The sequence below is a fragment of the Bacillus marasmi genome, assembly GCF_902168435.1.
Classification (GTDB): Bacteria; Bacillota; Bacilli; order Bacillales; family Cytobacillaceae; genus Bacillus_BU; species Bacillus_BU marasmi.
Genome location: NZ_LR656165.1, coordinates 312324 through 331984, shown reverse-complemented (window position 1 = coordinate 331984; position 19661 = coordinate 312324). Strand labels below are relative to the sequence as shown.

Genomic DNA, 19661 nt, shown 5'->3' with positions numbered 1-19661 from the left:
GCCTCGTTTTTATTGTGGTAAAGAAAATTCGGGCGGTGACAGGCACCTAAATTTCGGGTTGTGCATATCATGCTAAATGTGTTCATAAATGCATATTTGTGTGCATATCCTGATTTTTCTGTGCATAATTTTTAGGAGCCTATTAAAAGTTGTGCATATATTTTAAAAGTCGTGCATATATCCAAAAAGTTGTATCATATATTTTTTCAAATGAAGCATATCCTCTATTTCCTGTGCATATCACAGAAAAGTTGTGCAAATCATCTCCCACTAATTAAATGAAATCGTGAAAAATTCTTATTTTTTAATCAAAAACGATGATTTTTATCAAAAAAGATGTAGATTCATCCCAGAATAGTCACTTTTTCAAAAAATATCTCGCATTATTCATCAAAAACCTAGCCAAATTTCAAAATTAACGCAAAATCCATCTTTAATTAGACCAATTATGAAAAATCAATATTCGGGTGAATAGACACACCTCGTAAAAAGAAAAAACCGAACGATCATGTGAAATTCTAAGTTAGAATTTTGCATGATCGTTCGATTTTAGTTTAGCCGAAATACTTTTGTCCCTGCCTCATTTTCTATGGATTCGTCATTGGATCAGGAATAGTATTTTCCTGTTTTTTCGGATTTGATTTAGTTTGAGTTTGAGTTTGCTGTTCCGGTACCCCAATTGTGACTGTATTAGATGGTCCGGATTCATTTCCGGCAATATCCACTGCAGTTACATAATAGGATCCACCTGTTCCTCCCGTAAACGAAAGGGCAGCCCCAGACTTAATGCTCAGTACTTTACCAGCTCCATTTTGGTAAACACGATAACCAACGATATCACCATGTGGGTGAGCGCCCCAGGAAACATTATTACCAGAAAGTGAAATATTTAATGGAGTTGGCTTATTGCCATCTTCGTTTATTTTAGCATCAGCAACTAACACATTTGCCCAACGGTCCATTTTAGGTATTAATTGAGCTGCATTATTTGTTGTTCCCATCATTTTTGCAACATAATCAGGGTTTAATATCACGCCTGACTCTGAAAATTCTGCTGGTGTTGAATCTAGTGCTACATATTTCTTCCCACCGATTTCAACAAATTTCCCTGAAATCAGGCTGTCATCACCTTTAGTAGGTGCGTATTTAATATTGAACAAATCAGTTTCAACTAAACCAGCTTTTGAGCAAGCATCTGAAGGAAGTCCTCCTGAAGCTGCACAAAACGAACGACTAACGATTCCGCTTGGCATTTGGAAGGATTCAGCAGGATCGACTAAATCAGGATTAATATCATAGGCCGCATTCATTAAGTCCGCCCATAAATAATTCGTTCTGATACTATAGCTTAGTCCACCAGTTTGCAGTGATTTTGGTGTGTCATAACCTGTCCAAATTCCAAAGGTTACATTCGGATTTGTTGCGACAAACCAAGCATCATAGAACTGGTTCCCTGTACCTGTTTTTCCAGCCCAGTCAGATTTGAATTTTAGACGGCTATTAATCGAAGTGGCGGTACCTCTCGTGATTACGTCGCGCATGATATCTAATGTTAAATACGATGTTTGTGGACTGAATACTTCGGTTTCTTTTACCTCATGTTGATAAATCGCATTGCCATCACGGTCAGTAATTTTTTCGATCATGTAGGCATCCACAAATTTCCCACCATTAGCGAATGTGCCGAAAGCATTCGTATTTTCCTCAACGGTAACTCCATTTTCTAATGAACCAATCGCTGTAGCAAGGTTTGTATAATCCGGTTCAACTAGAGAAGTGAAGCCCATTTTCTCCAAGTATGTTGCTGGTCTTTGGGCGATGATGTCCTTGTATAGCTTAACGGCTGGCACGTTATACGATTTAGTTAAAGCGTGTCGTGCAGACGTCAATCCGCTATAGCGTCTGTCATAGTTTTGCGGCCAAGGACGATTAATTCCAGGTGCTAGCTTTAGGGCTACATCCGGTAAAATTGTTCCAGGTTGAGCTGCACCAAGCTCGAATGCCGGTGCGTAAACGAGAAGTGGTTTCATCGTCGAACCATTTTGACGGACAGCGCTTGTCGCGTGGTTCAATTGCTCACGTTGATAATCACGTCCACCAACAAAACTTATGATTTTTCCTGTTTTATTCTCGATTAAGATGGCGCCGACTTCAACTGGCTCCATAATCGTTACTTTTTCACCTGTTTCAGGGTCAGTCGTTTCCTGAGCCTTGTCTGGACCAAAGTGAGGGTAATTATTTTTTACCTGCTGCATTGCATCATAAATTTCTTTGTTAACGGTTGTATGAATTTTGTAGCCATTTTGGCGAATATTCAGGTTGGCGATTTCAAGATACTCTGCTTTAAGTTCTTTATCATCCTTTAGATCCTGTTCTTCATAACCATCTTGTTGAGCAAGAATTCCGGCCAAAATTTCAATTGAGCGCTTTTCGATTTCTGTTGTTAAATATGGATATTGTTGTGATGGGCTCTCCTTTGGTGGGATGAAATCCTTTGTAATGTCATAAGCAAGTGCCTCATCATATTGCTGCTGTGTAATATAACCGCCATCAAACATTCGTTTTAAGACCGTTTTCATCCGTTCTAAACCAGGTGATAAGTTGTTTTTAATCGTTTTGTTTTGAGTATATGGGGTATACCCAAATGGACTTTGCGGTAGACCGGCAATGAACGCTGCTTGTGGTAAGCTGAGTTGACTTGCCTCTACACCAAAAATCCCTTTTGCAGCTGCTTGAACACCTGCAATATTTCGACCTGATGAGTTTCGGCCAAATGTTGCAACATTCAAATAGGCTTCAAGTATTTCTTCTTTTTCAAAGAATTTTTCTAAACGTAGTGCCAATAATATTTCTTTTGCCTTACGTTCAAAGGATACTTCGTTGGATAGCAATTGGTTTTTAATTAACTGCTGTGTTAACGTACTACCGCCGGTTTGGACGGAGGCATTTGAAACCTCTTGAAACAGGGCGCGGAAAATAGCTTTCGGAACAACCCCGTCATGCTGATAAAAATATTCATCCTCCGTTGCGACAACCGCATCCTTTAAATGTTGAGATACCTGGTCGAGCTTAACTTCCTCACGATCGATGTCGGAGCGAAGCTTGCCGAGATAAACGTCATTAGCAAAATATAATTCCGATGTTTCTTCGTAGTTATAAATTTGTTTTTTCATGCTAGCATAGGTGCGTATCGGTTCGTCCTTTACTAATGATGCGAAGTAGCCTCCGCCAACACCTAAGGCAAAAGTACCGCCAACCATCAAAATAATAAAAAATAATAATCCCAAATTCCATATAACCTGATAGGTAATCCGAACTCCTTTTACGGTTTTTTGATTTGTAAAAAGTTGTAAGGCTGACCTCAGTTTTTCCTTCCAATTTTGGCTTTCGTTCATTGGCATATCAAACCCCCTAAAATCACATACATTATAGCATATTGCAACCGATAAAATGACAAGCATCGTCAATTTTCCTTTAATTCTCATCCTGCAATTGACAACATCCCTTAATTTATGGTAAAAAAACAATAATGAATTGAATAATTTGCAATGATGGGAATCCAGTAGTTCTTCTATCCCTGTTGACAGAAAACTGGCGGAAGCTGCGAGCCAGTACAAATAGAAGCACGAATTACCTCCCTAAGCATTTGCTGTGAACATTGAACTATAACCATTAGCAGCAAACGGTCTAAACCGTTATTTTATTGAGTGAAAAACCGTTGATGGTTTTTAATTTGGGTGGTACCGCGCTTATGGCGTCCCTGCAATTTGCAGGGGCGTCTTTTTGTTTTTGCTGTGTGCTCTATGCACCGCGGAAAATTACTACCAAGTGAGACATAGCTTTATTTTTTGAAATGGAGGCAAAAATAATGAATGAATTATTAGTTGACTTAAAATGGCGAGGAATCGTCTATCAACAAACAGATGAACAAGGAATTGAGGAGACGCTAAATAATGAAAGCATATCCTTATACTGCGGGGTCGACCCGACTGCAGATAGTATGCATATCGGGCATTTACTTCCGTTTTTAACACTGCGTCGCTTTCAAAAGGCTGGGCATCGTCCAATTGTGCTTGTCGGCGGGGCAACAGGCCTAATTGGTGATCCTAGCGGAAAGAAAGAAGAACGCAAGCTGCAAACGCTTGAAACCGTTCAATACAATGTTAGTTGTTTGCAGGAGCAACTTAAGCGTATTTTCGATTTTGAAGGTAGTAATGGTGCCATCATGGTTAATAACTATGACTGGGCTGGTTCAATGGATATCGTGACCTTCCTGCGCGACTTTGGAAAGTATGTCGGAGTCAACTACATGCTCGCTAAGGACACCATTTCTTCTCGTCTAGAAACAGGAATTTCTTTTACCGAATTTACGTACACAATTTTACAGGCAATGGATTTCTTCCACCTTTATGAAAAACATGATTGCCGCATGCAAATCGGTGGTAGTGACCAATGGGGAAATATTACAACCGGTCTTGAATTAATTCGAAAAATGAAGCCAGAGGGCGCAAAGCCAGCATTTGGTTTAACCATTCCGCTTGTAACTAAAGCAGATGGAACAAAATTCGGCAAAACTGAAAGTGGAGCTGTATGGCTTGATTCTGAAAAAACATCACCATACGAATTCTACCAATTCTGGATTAACACTGCTGACGCTGATGTTGTGAAATACTTGAAGTTCTTCACGTTCCTGTCTCGTGAGGAAATCGAAGCACTTGAGGTTTCAGTTGCTGAAGAACCACATCTTCGTAAGGCGCAAAAAGCGTTGGCTGAGGAAATGACTCGAATGATTCACGGCCAAGAGTCATTAGACCAAGCAGTGAAAATTTCCGCAGCATTATTCAGCGGCGATGTTAAAAACTTAACTGCAGCTGAAATTAAGCAAGGCTTTAAAGATGTTCCTTCTTTTGATGTGGATGATTCTAAAGAGTTAGGTCTTGTAGACCTGCTTGTGGATGCAAAAATCTCACCATCGAAGCGTCAAGCCCGTGAGGATATTTCGAATGGGGCGGTTTCAGTCAACGGTGAGCGGATTACCGATACAGCTTATGTATTAAGTGAAGCTGACCGAATCGAAGGTCAATTCACCATCATCCGCCGCGGCAAAAAGAAATACACTTTGATTAAATACTAAATTGTTAAGTGATTGACCTCTCAATTTTTTTGGGAGGTCTGTTTGTTAGTTTGAAAATTCACATAATGTTCAAGTGAATTATGATTATTATTTTTATAAAATAAAGATAATGAAGTTGAAAGGAAGTGGATTATGGCCTATAAAAATCGAGAAGAGTCGAGCGAATTAAAAATTTTGCATATTTTAAACGCAAGAATGGACTTAACCCAAACCGAGAAGCAGCACTATTTAAATTTAAAAAAAGGTTTTCAAGGTGAAGTACAGTTTGATCAATTAGTAGAGGGGGCCGGGCTACATCATAAGTTTTACATATTAAATGACTTGCTGCTAAAATGCGACAATACCACCTTTCAAATTGATTCCACCATCATCACCCAGAATTCAATCATCCCCAATGAAATTAAAAACTTCGAAGGAAATCTTATTTACAAAAATAAAAACTTCTATAATTGCACCACTGATGGAATCTATCAAAATCCACTTGAACAATTAAATAGGATAAAAATTTTGCTTACGAAACTGCTCCAGAAGAATGGCTTTAACATTCCAATTGAAGGAAATGTCATATTTATCAACCCCGAATGCTTTTTATACCAAGCCCCTGTTGACGAACCAATCGTTTACTATACCCAACTCAATAGGTTTCTGCGTTCGCTTAATGCAAAACCTTCGTTTTTAGATAACACTCACACTGAGTTGGCTAATTTTTTACTTAATGCACATATTACCGAGCCGGAATCGATGCATTTACCAGCTTATCAATTCGGGTCAGTTCGTAAGGGGTTAAATTGCGGGAAATGTAATTCATTCTTTCTCGAAATTCATGGAAGGAAACTAGTATGCTATGATTGTGGGTATCAGGAAAAAATAGAAGCTGCGGTAGTAAGGGGAGTTGAAGAAGTCCGTTTGCTTTTTCCAGAGTTAAAACTCACTCCAAATATTGTTTTTGATTGGTGTCGGCTGTCTATTTCATCAAAATGGCTAAGGAGAATACTTAAGGATAATTATGAGCAATTTGGTTATGGAAAATGGACCTATTATGGATGAGCGTAATCGGGATTTATCCTCGATGAAATGAGAGAGTTACTCTATAAGTGCCCTAATTTCATATGAAAGCAAAAAATGAGGGCACATACAGGAAGTCTAAGTGACCTCTTTTTGAATATGGGAAAAAACTAGGGTACTTAAAATGGCTAAGTACCCTAATTTTGATTGAAGCAAAAAATGAGGGCACATACAGGAAGTCTAAGTGACCTCTTTTCGAATATGGGAAAAAACTAGGGTACTTAAAATGGCTAAGTACCCTCATTTCGATTGAAGTAGAAAATGAGGGCACATACAGGAAGTCTAAGTGACCTCTTTTCGAATATGGGAAAAAACTAGGGTACTTAAAATGGCTAAGTACCCTCATTTCGATTGAAGTAGAAAATGAGGGTACTTACAGGGAGCCTAAGTGACCTCTTTTCGAATATGGGAAAAAACTAGGGTACATAAAATGGCTAAGTACCCTCATATCGATTGAAGCAGAAAATGAGGGCACATACAGGGAGCTTAAGTGACCTCTTTTCGAATATGGGAAAAAACTAGGGCACTTAAAATGGCTAAGTACCCTCATTTCGATTGAAGCAGAAAATGAGGGCACATACAGGGAGCTTAAGTGACCTCTTTTCGAATATGGGAAAAAACTAGGGTACATAAAATGGCTAAGTACCCTCATTTCGATTGAAGCAGAAAATGAGGGCACTTACAGGAAGCCTAAGTGACCTCTTTGCGAATATGGGAAAAAACTAGGGTACATAAAATGGCTAAGTACCCTCATTTCGATTGAAGTAGAAAATGAGGGTGCTTACAGGGAGCCTAAGTGCCCTCTTTTCGAATGAAAAACAAAAAGAGGGTACTTAAAAAATCTAAGTACCCTCATTTCGATTAAATTAGAAAACTAGGGCACTTATAAGCTGACTACGCACCAGAGCTTACCCAAATTCACAAAAAACCAACAAATCAAAAACCCCCCTGGCCAAACGGCCAAGGGGGCTTTTGTATCGCACCGAAGTGCTGATGACAAGCTATTAACGAGAGTAGAACTCAACGATAAGAGCTTCGTTAATTTCAGCTGGTAATTCAGAACGCTCTGGTAAGCGAGTGAAAGTACCTTCTAATTTGTCTGCATCGAAAGTTAAGTAATCAGGAACGAAGTTGTTTACTTCAACTGATTCTTTAACTACATCAAGGTTGCGAGACTTTTCACGAAGAGTGATAGTTTGACCAGGAGTTAAACGGTATGATGGGATATCTACGCGAGATCCATTAACCATAACGTGACCGTGGTTAACTAATTGGCGAGCTGCACGACGAGTGCGAGCTAAACCTAAACGATAAACAACGTTATCTAAACGTGATTCTAAAAGAACCATGAAGTTTTCACCGTGTTTACCTTGTAGTTTGCCAGCTTTGTCAAATAGGTTGCGGAATTGACGCTCATTTACTCCGTACATGTGACGAAGTTTTTGTTTTTCTTGTAATTGCAATCCGTATTCAGAAAGCTTTTTGCGTTGGTTTGGACCATGTGGACCAGGAGCGTAAGGACGCTTTTCTAATTCTTTTCCAGTTCCGCTTAGAGATACTCCAAGACGACGGGATAATTTCCAGCTTGGGCCGGTATAACGAGCCATGAGTGACTCCTCCTTGTGTTTTTATTTTGTAAAATAAAAACAGTAACAAACAACGATTATGCTCATTTTGTTTTCATGTATCTTCGCCCTCGCAGCAGAGGGTTACACAATACCCCATCATAAAGGTTCAAACTAAGGAGAACCGATGGAACAAAATGATAACAAAAAAGTGTTTATATAGGCTGCGATATTTTACACAAAGAGTATTATATAATTGTTTGTCTGTATAAGTCAATGAGTTTTCAAAAATTATCATTATAAATCAAACATACATATGTCCTATATTATAGAATATTTATGAAAGAATTAGACATACATATATTTTGATATGATATAATGAAATAATAATATAAGGAATAAACGCGATGAAAATGGTGTTTTTTTAAATAAATTAATTTATTAGGATAACAATTCCTCTAAAAAGCCAAAATGGGGAAATAGGTGATGCACGATGGGAAATGCAAACAATGAGATAATAGATAAATTAAAAAGTACTCTTTTGGACATTTTGAACGATGAAGAAAATATCCTTCACTTTGAGCAGATTCCTGAACGAATTACGCTTAATATTGCCATAACCCTAAAGGCGGAGGAAGTTATCTTTTATTATTGTTCAGAGTGGGGTGAACAGCTTATTGCTGATGGAATAAACATTGAGGATTCGCCACTCGTTAAACTGATGAATGCCACTAATGAGTCGATCGATGAGGCTGTTTTATTTGAAACAAACTCTAACGTACATAATCAATACATCATTAAGTTTGGGTTGGAGGACTATGGTTATATTTTAGTGAAGAACCCGCAAGTCAATTTGAGTTCACCAGTTTTATTAGAGCAAATTGGTTATGTTTGCGGAAACTTAATAAAGGTTCTCCTGAATCTTTCGAAAATCACAGCTAAAGAGAGGAAATATCGTCTCCTGTTTGGCGTAACAGAAAAGTTCCACTCGACGATGGATATGGATGCCGTATTAGCTGAAATCATCGATGTTCTTCATGAGGTATATCCAGGATTCCAATATTCATTATTCCTTTCACAAGACACTCGAAGCAATAGTAAGCTTCCAATTAAATGTTTGCAATATGATAGTGAAAACACGGCAGCGATGGAAGCCTATGTAACAGGAACTGTGCAAATGGAAAACTACGCACAAGATAATTGCTCGATTCTTTATGCTCCGCTAAAGGGAAAGCAGGGGGTTTATGGTGTCCTGCAAATTACGGCAGTTAATGTACTTGTCTTCCCTATTAAAGAAGTGGAATTTATTTCACTACTGGCTAATACAGCGGGTACGGCGATTGAAAATGCTCAATTGTATCAGCAATCTAATCGGCTTATTACTGATTTAAAATTAATCAATGAAGTATCCCATGAATTAAATTCAAAGCATCGGTTTTCAGATATTGTGTCCTTTGTTTGCAAACAGATTATTAGCTCTTTTAATGCAGAAGAGGTTGGCTTTATTCTTTTTCATGAGGGGCATATGAAAATTCTGGAAGGGAGTACACCGTTTTTCCTTTCAGCAGAGGCAGAAACGTATATTCATGATTTTCATGAGAAGCTTCTAAAGGATAAAAGTCCGATGTTCATTGGAGATTTTAAACAAATAAATGAAAGCCAATATCGTTCGATTATGGCTGTGCCAATGATCCAATCGGGTAGTATGGTCGGATTCATTTTAGTTTTCCATAGTGAGCCATATCATTTCTCATTTGATTCGTATAAACTATTGCAATCCTTAGTTCATCATTCGACATTGGCCTTTGTCAATTCTACCTTAAGGGAAGAGTTAGAGCGAATGGTCGTTACCGATTATTTGACAAAGCTCTATACCCGTAATTATTTAGATAAGCAAATTCAAAAATCGATGATAAATGAGGGTCAAGGTACGTTCATCCTCATTGATATTGATAATTTTAAAAAGGTAAATGATACATATGGACACCAAGTTGGCGATGATATACTGATTCAAGTAGCCTGCGTAATGCGAAGTAGTATTCGAGATACCGATATTGCCGCACGTTGGGGCGGTGAGGAATTAGCTATTTATTTGCCAAGAATACCGATGGAAAAAGGTAAGGAAATTGCTAATCGGTTAATACGACGGGTGGAAGAAGGAACTACACCTTCTGTAACAGTCAGCTGCGGAGTTTCGCATTGGTCGAAGGAGCAGGAGGATTCTGCTAAGCAGCTCTTTAATCGAGCCGATGAGGCGTTGTATTTTGCAAAAAGCTCCGGGAAAAATCGCGTAATCACGCAAACAGAAACGGTACAATAAAATTGCTAATGTAATGACAAATGTTGATTTGGAGCGAAAAATCAACATACTAATTAAAAAGAAATACTACAGGATGACCAGCTAATCAAGCATATGCACTGATATTTTTGGTGATGGAGTTTGATTGTGCAGGGCCATCCTTTTGTGCATTTTTAACGATTTGATTCGGCATATTTCGCGTCGGAAAGAGAGCTTTGTCGATAGAATTTAAAAGGAGAATCGCTTTCGATACAGAATGTTAGTTAAATATCATAGTTTTGAGTGCCATTCTAGCTGTAAGGGAGCGAAGTGCTTATGAGAAAAAATTCGCGGGAGAGAATCGTTAATGCTGCCGTGGCATTATTTAATGCTAATGGATATGATGGAACTTCAATTCGTGATATTGCTAAAAAAGCGGAAATCAATGCTGCGAACATCTCTTATTACTTTCGGAATAAGCAAGGTTTGCTAGAGTATTGTTTAACTGCCTTTTTTGAAGGGTATATGAAGGAATTGGAAAGTGGTTATTCTTGCCTTGAAAAGGGAGCCACAGAGTGCTTACGAGATATTGCCAGGAGACTTTGGGATTATCAATGCAACCAAATTCATTTGACGCGCTTTGTACTTCGAGAAATGTCAATTGACACACAGATTGTTCGAGAAATTTTAACGACTTATTATTCGAAGGAACGCTTCATTTTTCATACGGTAATCGAAAAGGGGATTGAATCAAAGGAGTTTCATCCAGTTCCTATTCAATACTTATTAATTCAATTTAAAGGGATATTGTCCGTACCGTTTTTAAACACGCAATATTTAACAGAGGTATTACATGTATTCCCGCATGAAAGCTACTTTGCCGATAAATATTTGCAAGAGATCAATCGATGGATAGATGGAATTGTTGTCACTCCGCTAAAGCAACGGAATGCTTGTTAAAAAACATCCTAACTAAAATAGGTAGGTTAGGATGTTTTCGCTTGAATCATTTGGTCTAAGCCTTGTCCTAAATCCTTCACCTGATGGGCGTCTGAACCGTATACGAGCGGGATGTTTAGAGCAATTGCTTTTTCGACGACCCATTGTGGTGGATAAGGTTCGCGACAAAGCGGCTTGGCACAACCAGCGCCATTGTAGTCTAATTCGTAGCCGTTCGTCTTTATCGCGTTGAGCAATTTGGACATTTCCGTTTCAAATCGCGTAGCAATCGGAAATTTTCGCTGAAACTTATGTGCCAGGGTAATATGACCAATTCTTTTAGGTTTAAAGGGTCCTAAGTCACTATTTACAGAGAGAAGTAAAGTCTCGTAATACTTTCTGTAGACAGCTTCGACTGAACCTAAACCGTCGACTAGTTTAGCAAAAATATCAGGGCTATAATCCATACATTCATATTGTTCATTGCACTTCAAAAAATGCACAGATAATATCGCATCGTCTAATTGAGGGCCATACATATTAAGAAATGATTTGATTTCCTCCTCGTACCCTTCGATATAGTCTACCTCTAGTCCGGCATTCACTTTTATTTGACCTGCATATTGTATTTTTAGGTTTCTAATGTCGTGAAAGTAGCTATCGAGCTGTTCGAGGCTGATGGCGCTGTCCTTCGTTGGGGCAGGATCGCTAAAACTAGCTGGTAGGGGCGCGTGCTCGGTAAATGAAATTTCCTTAAAACCAAGCTGAATTGCCTTTTCAACATAGTTTTCAAAAGCGTCTTTTGTTCCATGTGGACAGTAAAGGGAGTGTATATGTCCGTCCTTTATCATAAAGGGGCACCTCCTGATATAATAGGATTTTGGATGTCACATGATTGTCATTAAATATGTGTATTCCTGCACAATAGGCAGAATTTGTCTAAAAAAATATGATTTTATTAGTCAAAAAATGTCGTTTACATGTTATCATATTAACATTGAAAAGGACATTGATTAGTGAAAATTGTTCATTATTATATACCATACACTTTACTATACATGTTAAGAAATGAGCATAAGTAAAGTAATCATAGAAAAGAAACGGACTAAAACTTCGTATTAAGTGAGAGCAGGTGTGAGCAAGATGGGTTTTGTGATCGGTGGAATTGGGGCAGTACTGGTTATTGGTTTAGCTTTGCTCGGCTATATAAAAAGAAAAAATTTCTTTAAAGAGATAGATCGATTAGAAAATTGGAAAGTTGAAATATCAGACCGGCCGGTTCATGACGAATTGGCAAAGGTTAAACAATTAAATATGACTGGACAAACTGAGCAGTTATTTGAACAATGGCGTACACAGTGGGATGAAATCGTAACTGTGAAGTTGCCGGAAATTGATGTCATGCTGTTTGAGGCAGAAGAAGCAATTGATAAATTACATTTCAAAAAGGCAATGAATATTCAAGCTGAAATTGCAGCCATACTTGAAGAAAATGAAATGGTCATTAAAAAAATCCTTGCTGAACTTCATGACCTTGTTGGTAGTGAACAGAAAAATCGTGAGGAAACAGAAAGCTTAAAAGGGCTGTACCGCGAGTCGAAAAAGGCGTTGTTAGCTCATCGGCATACGTTTGGACATACAGTCGATGCTTTCGAGCAACAATTGGATGAGATGATAAAAACATTCCAATTATTTGAGGAAAAGACCGAAAATGGTGACTATTTAGAGGCACGCGAAATCGTTTTAACGATAAAAGATAGAATGCAAACCATTTCTGAAAAAATGCAGGCTATTCCAAAGCTGCTCATTGATTGTGAATCGGGATTACCGATGCAAATTAATGAATTGAAGGATGGCTACCGTGAAATGGTGGAGCAAGGCTATCAGCTAGGCCATTTAGAGTTTGAAGAAGAAGTTAACCGTTTAGAGCAGCAGATTACATCATTTTTAGCACAGCTTGGACAAACTGAAGTTAAAGCTGTTGAAGAGGGAATTGAAGCAGTTAAAGACAGAATTGATCAATTTTATGAGCTTTTGGAAAAGGAAGTATTGGCGAAGCACTATATTCAAAAGCATAAAGACGAAATTAAGGATGCTTTAGCCGAAATTGCAGAGCATTGCCGATTGCTGAATGATGAAACGGATTATGTAAGACAAATCTATCAACTTGCTGAGGCAGAAATTGAAACACAGCGAAAATCGGAAAAGCAAATTGTTCAGCTGTTGACTCGATATGATACTTTGGAGAAAAAAATAGATGAGCAAGGTTATGCGCAAACTCAGCTATCTGCAGAGCTTACTGAAATTAAAGAAATGATTGATGAGATTGTAAAAGAACAGGAGTCCTACCAAGAATCACTGCAAACGTTGAGAAAAGATGAATTGGCAGCCCGCGATAAAGTGAAAGAATTGAAAAAGAAAATGGGCGAAACAATTCGAATGGTTTCAAAAAGTAAAATTCCTGGATTGCCGAAGGAATATGAATATCTGCTAGATGATGCAGAGGAAAGTATCGATACATTGATGGATAAGCTTGCTGAAAAGCCGCTTGACATGAATGCCGTTCAGCACTTTTTAGAAGGTGCAGAACATGCGGTTGAAACGCTCGATCACAATACGAATGAAATGATCGAAAATGTTCGATTGGCCGAAAAGGTCATTCAATATGGAAATCGATACAAAAGCAAGTATCCTTCAGTTGCAGAGGGATTATATGAAGCAGAAATTGCCTTCAGAGAGTTTGATTACAAAACGGCACTGGAACAAGCTGCAACAACGATTGAAAAGGTTGAACCAGGCGCATTAAAGAAAATTGAAGAAATGATGACAGAGAAAATACTTTAAGCAGTTATGCTGATCTGGTTCGCCATTTATGGGGAACCTCTTTTTTTTGACAAACTGCGACACTTAAATCATTGTTTTTTAGGTAGACATTTGGAATAATTATTTCGTACAAAAGGAACGGATTCGATTCGTTTTTGCGCAAAGGTGCGCTCAATGTTAATTCATAGGTGTAACGGTTCAAAGCTGAAAGGGGAAAAACATGATTTATCTTGATAATAGCGCCACAACAAAGCCATATTCAGAAGTAGTTGATTCATTTACTAAGGTCGCTACGGATTATTTTGGTAATCCTTCGTCATTGCATCAGCTCGGAGGGATGGCGGAAAAATTGTTATCGCAGGCGCGTTCGCAAATCGCGAAGCTTTTACATGTAAAGGATTCAGAAATTTTGTTTACTTCAGGGGGAACTGAGAGCAATAATCTTGCTATAAAAGGTACGGCATTAATGTATCGTGGGCGAGGGAAGCATATCATTACAACTGAGGTTGAACATGCTTCAATTCGTGAAGCGATGGAGCAGCTTAAAGAGCTTGGCTTTGAAATTACTTATGTTCATCCTGATCAGGATGGAAGAATCGCTGTTAGAGATATTGAAAAAGAAATAAGAAACGACACGATTTTAGTGTCGGTCATTCATGTGCAAAATGAAGTTGGGACGATTCAACCTATTAAAGAAATTGGTACTATGCTAAAAGCGTATCCAAAAATTTTGTTTCATGTTGATCATGTTCAAGGAGTAGGAAAGGTTCCTCTAGACATTTATGACTGCGGCATCGATCTTTGTTCGATTTCGGGGCATAAATTTCATGGCCTAAACGGAACTGGGATCCTTTATTTGCGTGAGGGATTACAAATTAGTCCGCTTTTCTCAGGCGGGAATCAAGAATTTAAACTTAGAAGTGGTACAGAAAATGTGCCGGGTAACGTTGCAATGGCTAAAGCACTTCGTTTGACGATGGATTATTATCATGAAAAGCTATCTTTATTGAATGAAGTGATGCAATATATTAAAAGCGAATTAGAGCAGGTTCCGGAAATTACCATCTATACTCCAAAGAAGGGTGCTGCTCCGCACATTGTTAATTTTTCAATAAAGGGCTTTAAGGGTGAGGTTTTCGTACATGCACTAGAGGATAAGGGAGTTTTTGTTTCGACCACTAGTGCATGCTCCTCACGTCAAGCGGCAGTTAGTAAAACCTTGTTAGCAATGGGGATTTCACAGGATGAGGCAAAGAGTGCGATTAGACTGAGTCTTTCCTATCAGAACACGCTACAGGAAGCAAAAAAAGCAGTAAAGGCTATAAAAGCCACAATAAATCAGTTAGGTGAGGTAATGAAATAAGATGAATTATGATCGGATTATTATACGTTATGGTGAAATATCGACAAAAGGACGCAATCGAAAGCAATTTATTGACAAATTACGGAAAAGCATTAAACCGCTTTTAAAAGATACACCGAAAGCAAAAATCGACGCAAGTCGCGACAGAATGTATATTTTATTAAACGGAGAGAATGGCGATGAAATTATTGAAGGGTTAAAGGGGATTTTTGGTATTCAATCATTTAGCCCAGCCGTAAAGGTTGAAAAAGAGCTAGATCAAATGAAAGATGCAGCATTGACCCTTTTTCAACAAGTGTATAAAACAGGAAACACTTTTAAAATTACCGGGAAACGATCAGATAAAACATTTGAGCTTACTGCCGAGGACATTAATCAGGAATTTGGGGCTCACATTCTAAGGAATATGGATGGATCAGGATTAAAGGTAGATGTGAAAAATCCCGATATCAATTTACTAATTGAAATCCGTGCAGATGCGGCATATTTATCATGTGAAACGATTCGAGGTGCAGGTGGCTTGCCAGTGGGGTCTAGTGGTAAGGCGATGCTGATGCTTTCAGGCGGAATTGACAGTCCAGTTGCTGGATATTTGTCAATGAAGCGTGGTTTAGAAATCGAAGCGGTCCATTTTTACAGTCCGCCGTTTACAAGTGAGCGCTCTAAACAAAAAGTTATCGACTTAACTGAAAAGCTGGCAAAGGTTAGTGGCTATGTCAATTTGCACATTGTGCCATTTACAGAAATTCAGCAGATCATCCAAAAGCAAATCCCGGCAAATTATTCTATGACGACAACACGAAGAATGATGTTGAGGATCACTGATGAAATTAGAAAAAAACGTGAAGGATTGGCGATTGTTACGGGTGAAAGTCTAGGTCAGGTAGCCAGTCAAACACTCGAAAGCATGTATGCAATTAACGAAGTGACGAATACACCAATTATTCGTCCGCTCATTACAATCGACAAAAATGATACGATTGAAATCGCACAACAAATCGACACATACGATATTTCGATTCGTCCATTCGATGATTGCTGCACTGTTTTTGTTCCTTCGTCGCCAAAAACAAAGCCAAAACGCGAGAAGGTCATTCATTATGAAAGTTATTTTGATTTTGAGCCATTTATTGAAAAGGCCGTTAAAGAAACAGAAATGATCCGTATAAGAATTGGCAATACCAACCATAATATGTCAGTGGACGAAATTAATGATTTATTTTAATCGACAAAATTCAATTGTTAACAATTTTTTTAAACAATTGTTAAAAAACTGTTAACAATTACCAATGAATGTATTGAATGAAGCCATGTGATTCTACACACTCTATACTCACAAGGAGGTGATTCACATGGCTAACAGCAACAACTCAAATCAATTATTAGTTCCAGGAGCTGAACAAGCACTTCAACAAATGAAGTACGAAATTGCGACTGAATTTGGAGTAAATCTTGGAGCTGACACAACTTCACGCGCTAACGGTTCAGTTGGTGGTGAGATCACTAAACGTCTAGTATCTATGGCCCAACAACAAATGGGCGGAAGCTTCACAAGATAACAAAAAAATACAAATGGCTACAAGAAGCGAGTCTAATGGCTCGCTTCTTTATATTTTTTTGTCAAAATAAATAGAAAAATAATTTAAAATTTTGCGAAAATTTAGTATAAAATAGGGTTGTAGGAAAATTATTATCGTAATATCTACTAAGGGGGAAATAGAATGGAAAGAAAAGATTTACTAGCGCCTGAAAACTACAACCTTGTAAGTGAAGTTGAGCAATATGCTAAAGATGAAAACAAACTTGCAATTAAATGGGAAAATGAAGCTGGGGATTTGCAAGAAGTTACATACAAACAACTTATTTTAAATGCAAATAAAGTTGGTAATTTATTATATGAAAACGGTTTAAAAAAGGGTGATGTTGTTCTTGTTATGGTTCCTCGCTTAATTGAAGCATACCAAGTATACCTTGGAGCATTAAAAGCGGGAATCGTTGTAATTCCAAGTTCTGAAATGCTTCGTAAAAAGGACCTACAATATCGTATCAACCATGGTGGGGTAAAAGCGGTAGTATGCTATCATCCATACCTTGATCAATTTGATGGTCTTGAAGAAGCGGAAGGACTTGCTAAGTTCGTTATTGGTGCAGAAGCTGAAGGCTGGATTCAATTAGATGGAGAGCTTAAGCATGTATCTGACCAATTTGACTATGCTGATACATTAGCAAGCGATATGGCATTCTTATCATATACTTCAGGTACAACTGGAAACCCTAAAGGTGTTGTTCATACACACGGCTGGGCGTTTGCACACTTACGTACAGCAGCTAAAAGCTGGTTAGGAATTGAAAATGGTGACAATGTTTGGGCAACTGCAAGCCCTGGTTGGCAAAAATGGATTTGGAGCCCATTCTTATCAGTATTAGGTTCAGGCGCGACTGGAATCGTATACAATGGTCGTTTTGAACCACAAAAATATTTACAACTACTTGTGAAGCATGAAGTAAATGTACTTTGCTGCACACCAACTGAGTACCGTATTATGTCTAAAGTAGACAATCTTGCTGATTATCAATTAGATCACCTTCACAGTGCAGTATCTGCAGGTGAGCCTTTAAACCGTGAAGTAATCGACACATTTAAGCGTCATTTTAATATCGAAGTTCGCGATGGTTATGGACAAACTGAAAACACATTATTAATTGGTGTTTCAAAAGGAATGGAACTTCGTGCAGGTTCAATGGGTAAACCAACACCTGGTAACCGTGTCGAAATCATCGATGAAAACGGCGAGCCTTGCCAAGTGGGCGAAGTTGGCGATATCGCAGTTCATGTTTCAACTCCAGCGTTGTTCAAGGAATACTATAAAGATCCAGAAAGAACTGCTATGCAATTCCGTGGTGAGTATTATGTAACTGGTGATAAAGCGAAAAAAGACGAAGATGGTTACTTCTGGTTTGAGGGACGTAATGATGACATCATCATTAGCTCTGGATATACAATTGGACCATTCGAAGTTGAAGATGCGCTTGTTAAACACCCATTCGTTAAGGAATGTGCTGTAGTTGCCAGCCCAGACGAAATTCGTGGTAATATTGTAAAAGCATTTGTTGTATTAAGAGAAGATGTTGACAAAAATGATCAAAATCTTATTTCTGTTCTTCAAGAACATGTTAAAGAGCTTACAGCTCCATATAAATATCCACGTGCAATCGAATTTTTAGAGGAATTACCAAAAACTACATCTGGAAAAATCCGTCGTGTAGAATTACGCCAAAAAGAATTGGCTGCATTTAGCACAAAATAATAACCTTTTTGACAAAATAAAGACTGACTAATGTCGGTCTTTATTTTTTTATGTCTGATATTAGTTGTTAATTTTACCTATTTTTCCAATTCTTTTGTACAATGAAATCATAATATATCCAACTATATTTCTAAACACTAAGGGAATGAAGGTTGTAGAGGAGGTTTTTACATGAATGCTAAACGGTGGGCAGCGTTAGGGATTGCCGCTGGATTGTTTTTATTTTCGGTCATTATTAATGTGCTAAGTACATTTGCTTTTAGCAATGTTGAGACAGGTTTGGCGGATTTCTTTGCCATGGCTGAGGAGCCATTTACAGAAGAAATCATTGAAGAAGGAGATGCTTTTAAGCAAATCGCCGTGCTCGATGTAAATGGTGTAATTCAAGACACTGGCGATGTTAGCTCTTTCTTTCAAAGTCCAACCTATAATCATCGTTTATTTTTGAAAAAGCTTGATTATGCAGCAGAAAGCGATGCAATCAAGGGAATCATAATTCGGGTGAATTCCCCTGGTGGCGGTGTTATGGAAAGTGCTGAAATTCATGATAAGCTTGTTGAAATAAAGAAAGAGAGTAAAAAACCCATCTATATTTCGATGGGATCGGTAGCAGCATCGGGAGGTTATTACATTGCTACACCGGCTGACAAAATCTTTGCTACTAAAGAAACGATGACTGGCTCACTAGGTGTTATTATGCAAAGTGTCAATTATGCTGGTTTAGCAGAGAAGTACGGAGTTGATTTTGTAACGATAAAAAGTGGTCCGTATAAAGATATTATGAGTCCAAGTCGAGAAATGACCGAGGAGGAACGACAAATCCTTCAGAATATGATTAACAATTCATATGAAGGCTTTGTTAAGGTTATTGCAGATGGACGAAAAATGTCAACCGAACGTGTAAAGGAAATTGCAGATGGCCGGGTTTATGACGGTCTGCAAGCTAAAGAGCTAAATCTAGTCGATGATTTTGGTTATTTTGATGATGTTATTAGAGCGATGAAATCAGACCATAAACTAAAAGGTGCCCAAGTAGTTCAGCTAACCGACTATTTTGGCTTTGAGTCGTTTTTAAATATGGGAGCTAACAAGCTAATTGGTAAGGATGCTGAAATGGCGGGATTGATGAAACTGCTATCACAACCAAATTCCCCAAGACTCATGTATTTATATGCTAAATAGGGAG

The 19661-nt window shown here is 38.2% G+C and carries 13 protein-coding genes and 1 other annotated feature; of the genes, 10 read left to right on the top strand and 3 right to left on the bottom strand.

What is annotated here, in order from left to right:
• Window positions 1-587: 587 nt before the first annotated feature.
• Window positions 588-3395, bottom strand: coding sequence for a transglycosylase domain-containing protein (locus FXW34_RS03760; RefSeq protein WP_147532731.1), 2808 nt, complete (start codon window positions 3393-3395; stop codon window positions 588-590).
• A 144-nt stretch (window positions 3396-3539) separates the two neighbouring features.
• Window positions 3540-3765, top strand: a binding site (T-box leader).
• 103 nt (window positions 3766-3868) lie between these two features.
• On the opposite strand from FXW34_RS03760, the gene tyrS reads away from it, so the two are divergent.
• Window positions 3869-5134, top strand: coding sequence for a tyrosine--tRNA ligase (gene tyrS / locus FXW34_RS03755; RefSeq protein WP_147532640.1), 1266 nt, complete (start codon window positions 3869-3871; stop codon window positions 5132-5134).
• Window positions 5135-5266: 132 nt separating this feature from the next.
• Complete coding sequence (locus FXW34_RS03750) at window positions 5267-6181, top strand: nuclease-related domain-containing protein (RefSeq protein WP_147532639.1); 915 nt, start codon at window positions 5267-5269, stop codon at window positions 6179-6181.
• Window positions 6182-7203: 1022 nt separating this feature from the next.
• Here FXW34_RS03750 and rpsD read toward each other — a convergent pair.
• Window positions 7204-7806, bottom strand: a complete 603-nt coding sequence (gene rpsD, locus FXW34_RS03745; protein ID WP_147532638.1) for a 30S ribosomal protein S4 — start codon at window positions 7804-7806, stop codon at window positions 7204-7206.
• Between the two features lie 451 nt (window positions 7807-8257).
• On the opposite strand from rpsD, the gene FXW34_RS03740 reads away from it, so the two are divergent.
• Together FXW34_RS03740 and refZ are read left to right on the top strand one after the other, a co-directional pair.
• Window positions 8258-10084, top strand: coding sequence for a sensor domain-containing diguanylate cyclase (locus FXW34_RS03740; RefSeq protein WP_147532637.1), 1827 nt, complete (start codon window positions 8258-8260; stop codon window positions 10082-10084).
• Window positions 10085-10378: 294 nt separating this feature from the next.
• The gene (gene refZ / locus FXW34_RS03735; protein WP_147532636.1) at window positions 10379-11002 is read left to right on the top strand and encodes a forespore capture DNA-binding protein RefZ; all 624 of its coding nucleotides are present in this window, start codon (window positions 10379-10381) and stop codon (window positions 11000-11002) included.
• A gap of 26 nt (window positions 11003-11028) precedes the next feature.
• Here refZ and hisJ read toward each other — a convergent pair whose 3' ends face one another.
• Entirely contained in the window at window positions 11029-11832 is an 804-nt protein-coding gene (gene hisJ / locus FXW34_RS03730) for a histidinol-phosphatase HisJ (RefSeq protein WP_147532635.1), read from the bottom strand.
• Window positions 11833-12124: 292 nt separating this feature from the next.
• Here hisJ and ezrA point away from each other — a divergent pair, with 292 nt between their 5' ends.
• From ezrA to sppA, 6 genes are all read left to right on the top strand, one after another.
• Complete coding sequence (ezrA, locus tag FXW34_RS03725; RefSeq protein ID WP_147532634.1) at window positions 12125-13825, top strand: septation ring formation regulator EzrA; 1701 nt, start codon at window positions 12125-12127, stop codon at window positions 13823-13825.
• Between the two features lie 199 nt (window positions 13826-14024).
• Complete coding sequence (locus tag FXW34_RS03720; RefSeq protein ID WP_147532633.1) at window positions 14025-15167, top strand: cysteine desulfurase family protein; 1143 nt, start codon at window positions 14025-14027, stop codon at window positions 15165-15167.
• A 1-nt stretch (window position 15168) separates the two neighbouring features.
• Window positions 15169-16392: a tRNA uracil 4-sulfurtransferase ThiI gene (gene thiI, locus FXW34_RS03715; protein ID WP_147532632.1), complete on the top strand. Its 1224-nt coding sequence runs from the start codon at window positions 15169-15171 to the stop codon at window positions 16390-16392.
• A gap of 127 nt (window positions 16393-16519) precedes the next feature.
• The gene (locus tag FXW34_RS03710) at window positions 16520-16726 is read left to right on the top strand and encodes an alpha/beta-type small acid-soluble spore protein (RefSeq protein ID WP_147532631.1); all 207 of its coding nucleotides are present in this window, start codon (window positions 16520-16522) and stop codon (window positions 16724-16726) included.
• A 162-nt stretch (window positions 16727-16888) separates the two neighbouring features.
• The gene (mbcS, locus tag FXW34_RS03705) at window positions 16889-18475 is read left to right on the top strand and encodes an acyl-CoA synthetase MbcS (RefSeq protein WP_147532630.1); all 1587 of its coding nucleotides are present in this window, start codon (window positions 16889-16891) and stop codon (window positions 18473-18475) included.
• 171 nt (window positions 18476-18646) lie between these two features.
• Window positions 18647-19657 (top strand): signal peptide peptidase SppA, encoded by a 1011-nt coding sequence (sppA, locus tag FXW34_RS03700; RefSeq protein WP_147532629.1) that lies wholly within the window; start codon window positions 18647-18649, stop codon window positions 19655-19657.
• Window positions 19658-19661: the final 4 nt, after the last annotated feature.

What these genes read in the sequence shown, in the direction of transcription:
- FXW34_RS03760 (WP_147532731.1), bottom strand. Translation starts at nt 3,395, where the DNA reads ATGAACGAAAGCCAAAATTGGAAGGAAAAACTGAGGTCAGCCTTACAA.
- tyrS (WP_147532640.1), top strand. Translation starts at nt 3,869, where the DNA reads ATGAATGAATTATTAGTTGACTTAAAATGGCGAGGAATCGTCTATCAA.
- FXW34_RS03750 (WP_147532639.1), top strand. Translation starts at nt 5,267, where the DNA reads ATGGCCTATAAAAATCGAGAAGAGTCGAGCGAATTAAAAATTTTGCAT.
- rpsD (WP_147532638.1), bottom strand. Translation starts at nt 7,806, where the DNA reads ATGGCTCGTTATACCGGCCCAAGCTGGAAATTATCCCGTCGTCTTGGA.
- FXW34_RS03740 (WP_147532637.1), top strand. Translation starts at nt 8,258, where the DNA reads ATGGGAAATGCAAACAATGAGATAATAGATAAATTAAAAAGTACTCTT.
- refZ (WP_147532636.1), top strand. Translation starts at nt 10,379, where the DNA reads ATGAGAAAAAATTCGCGGGAGAGAATCGTTAATGCTGCCGTGGCATTA.
- hisJ (WP_147532635.1), bottom strand. Translation starts at nt 11,832, where the DNA reads ATGATAAAGGACGGACATATACACTCCCTTTACTGTCCACATGGAACA.
- ezrA (WP_147532634.1), top strand. Translation starts at nt 12,125, where the DNA reads ATGGGTTTTGTGATCGGTGGAATTGGGGCAGTACTGGTTATTGGTTTA.
- FXW34_RS03720 (WP_147532633.1), top strand. Translation starts at nt 14,025, where the DNA reads ATGATTTATCTTGATAATAGCGCCACAACAAAGCCATATTCAGAAGTA.
- thiI (WP_147532632.1), top strand. Translation starts at nt 15,169, where the DNA reads ATGAATTATGATCGGATTATTATACGTTATGGTGAAATATCGACAAAA.
- FXW34_RS03710 (WP_147532631.1), top strand. Translation starts at nt 16,520, where the DNA reads ATGGCTAACAGCAACAACTCAAATCAATTATTAGTTCCAGGAGCTGAA.
- mbcS (WP_147532630.1), top strand. Translation starts at nt 16,889, where the DNA reads ATGGAAAGAAAAGATTTACTAGCGCCTGAAAACTACAACCTTGTAAGT.
- sppA (WP_147532629.1), top strand. Translation starts at nt 18,647, where the DNA reads ATGAATGCTAAACGGTGGGCAGCGTTAGGGATTGCCGCTGGATTGTTT.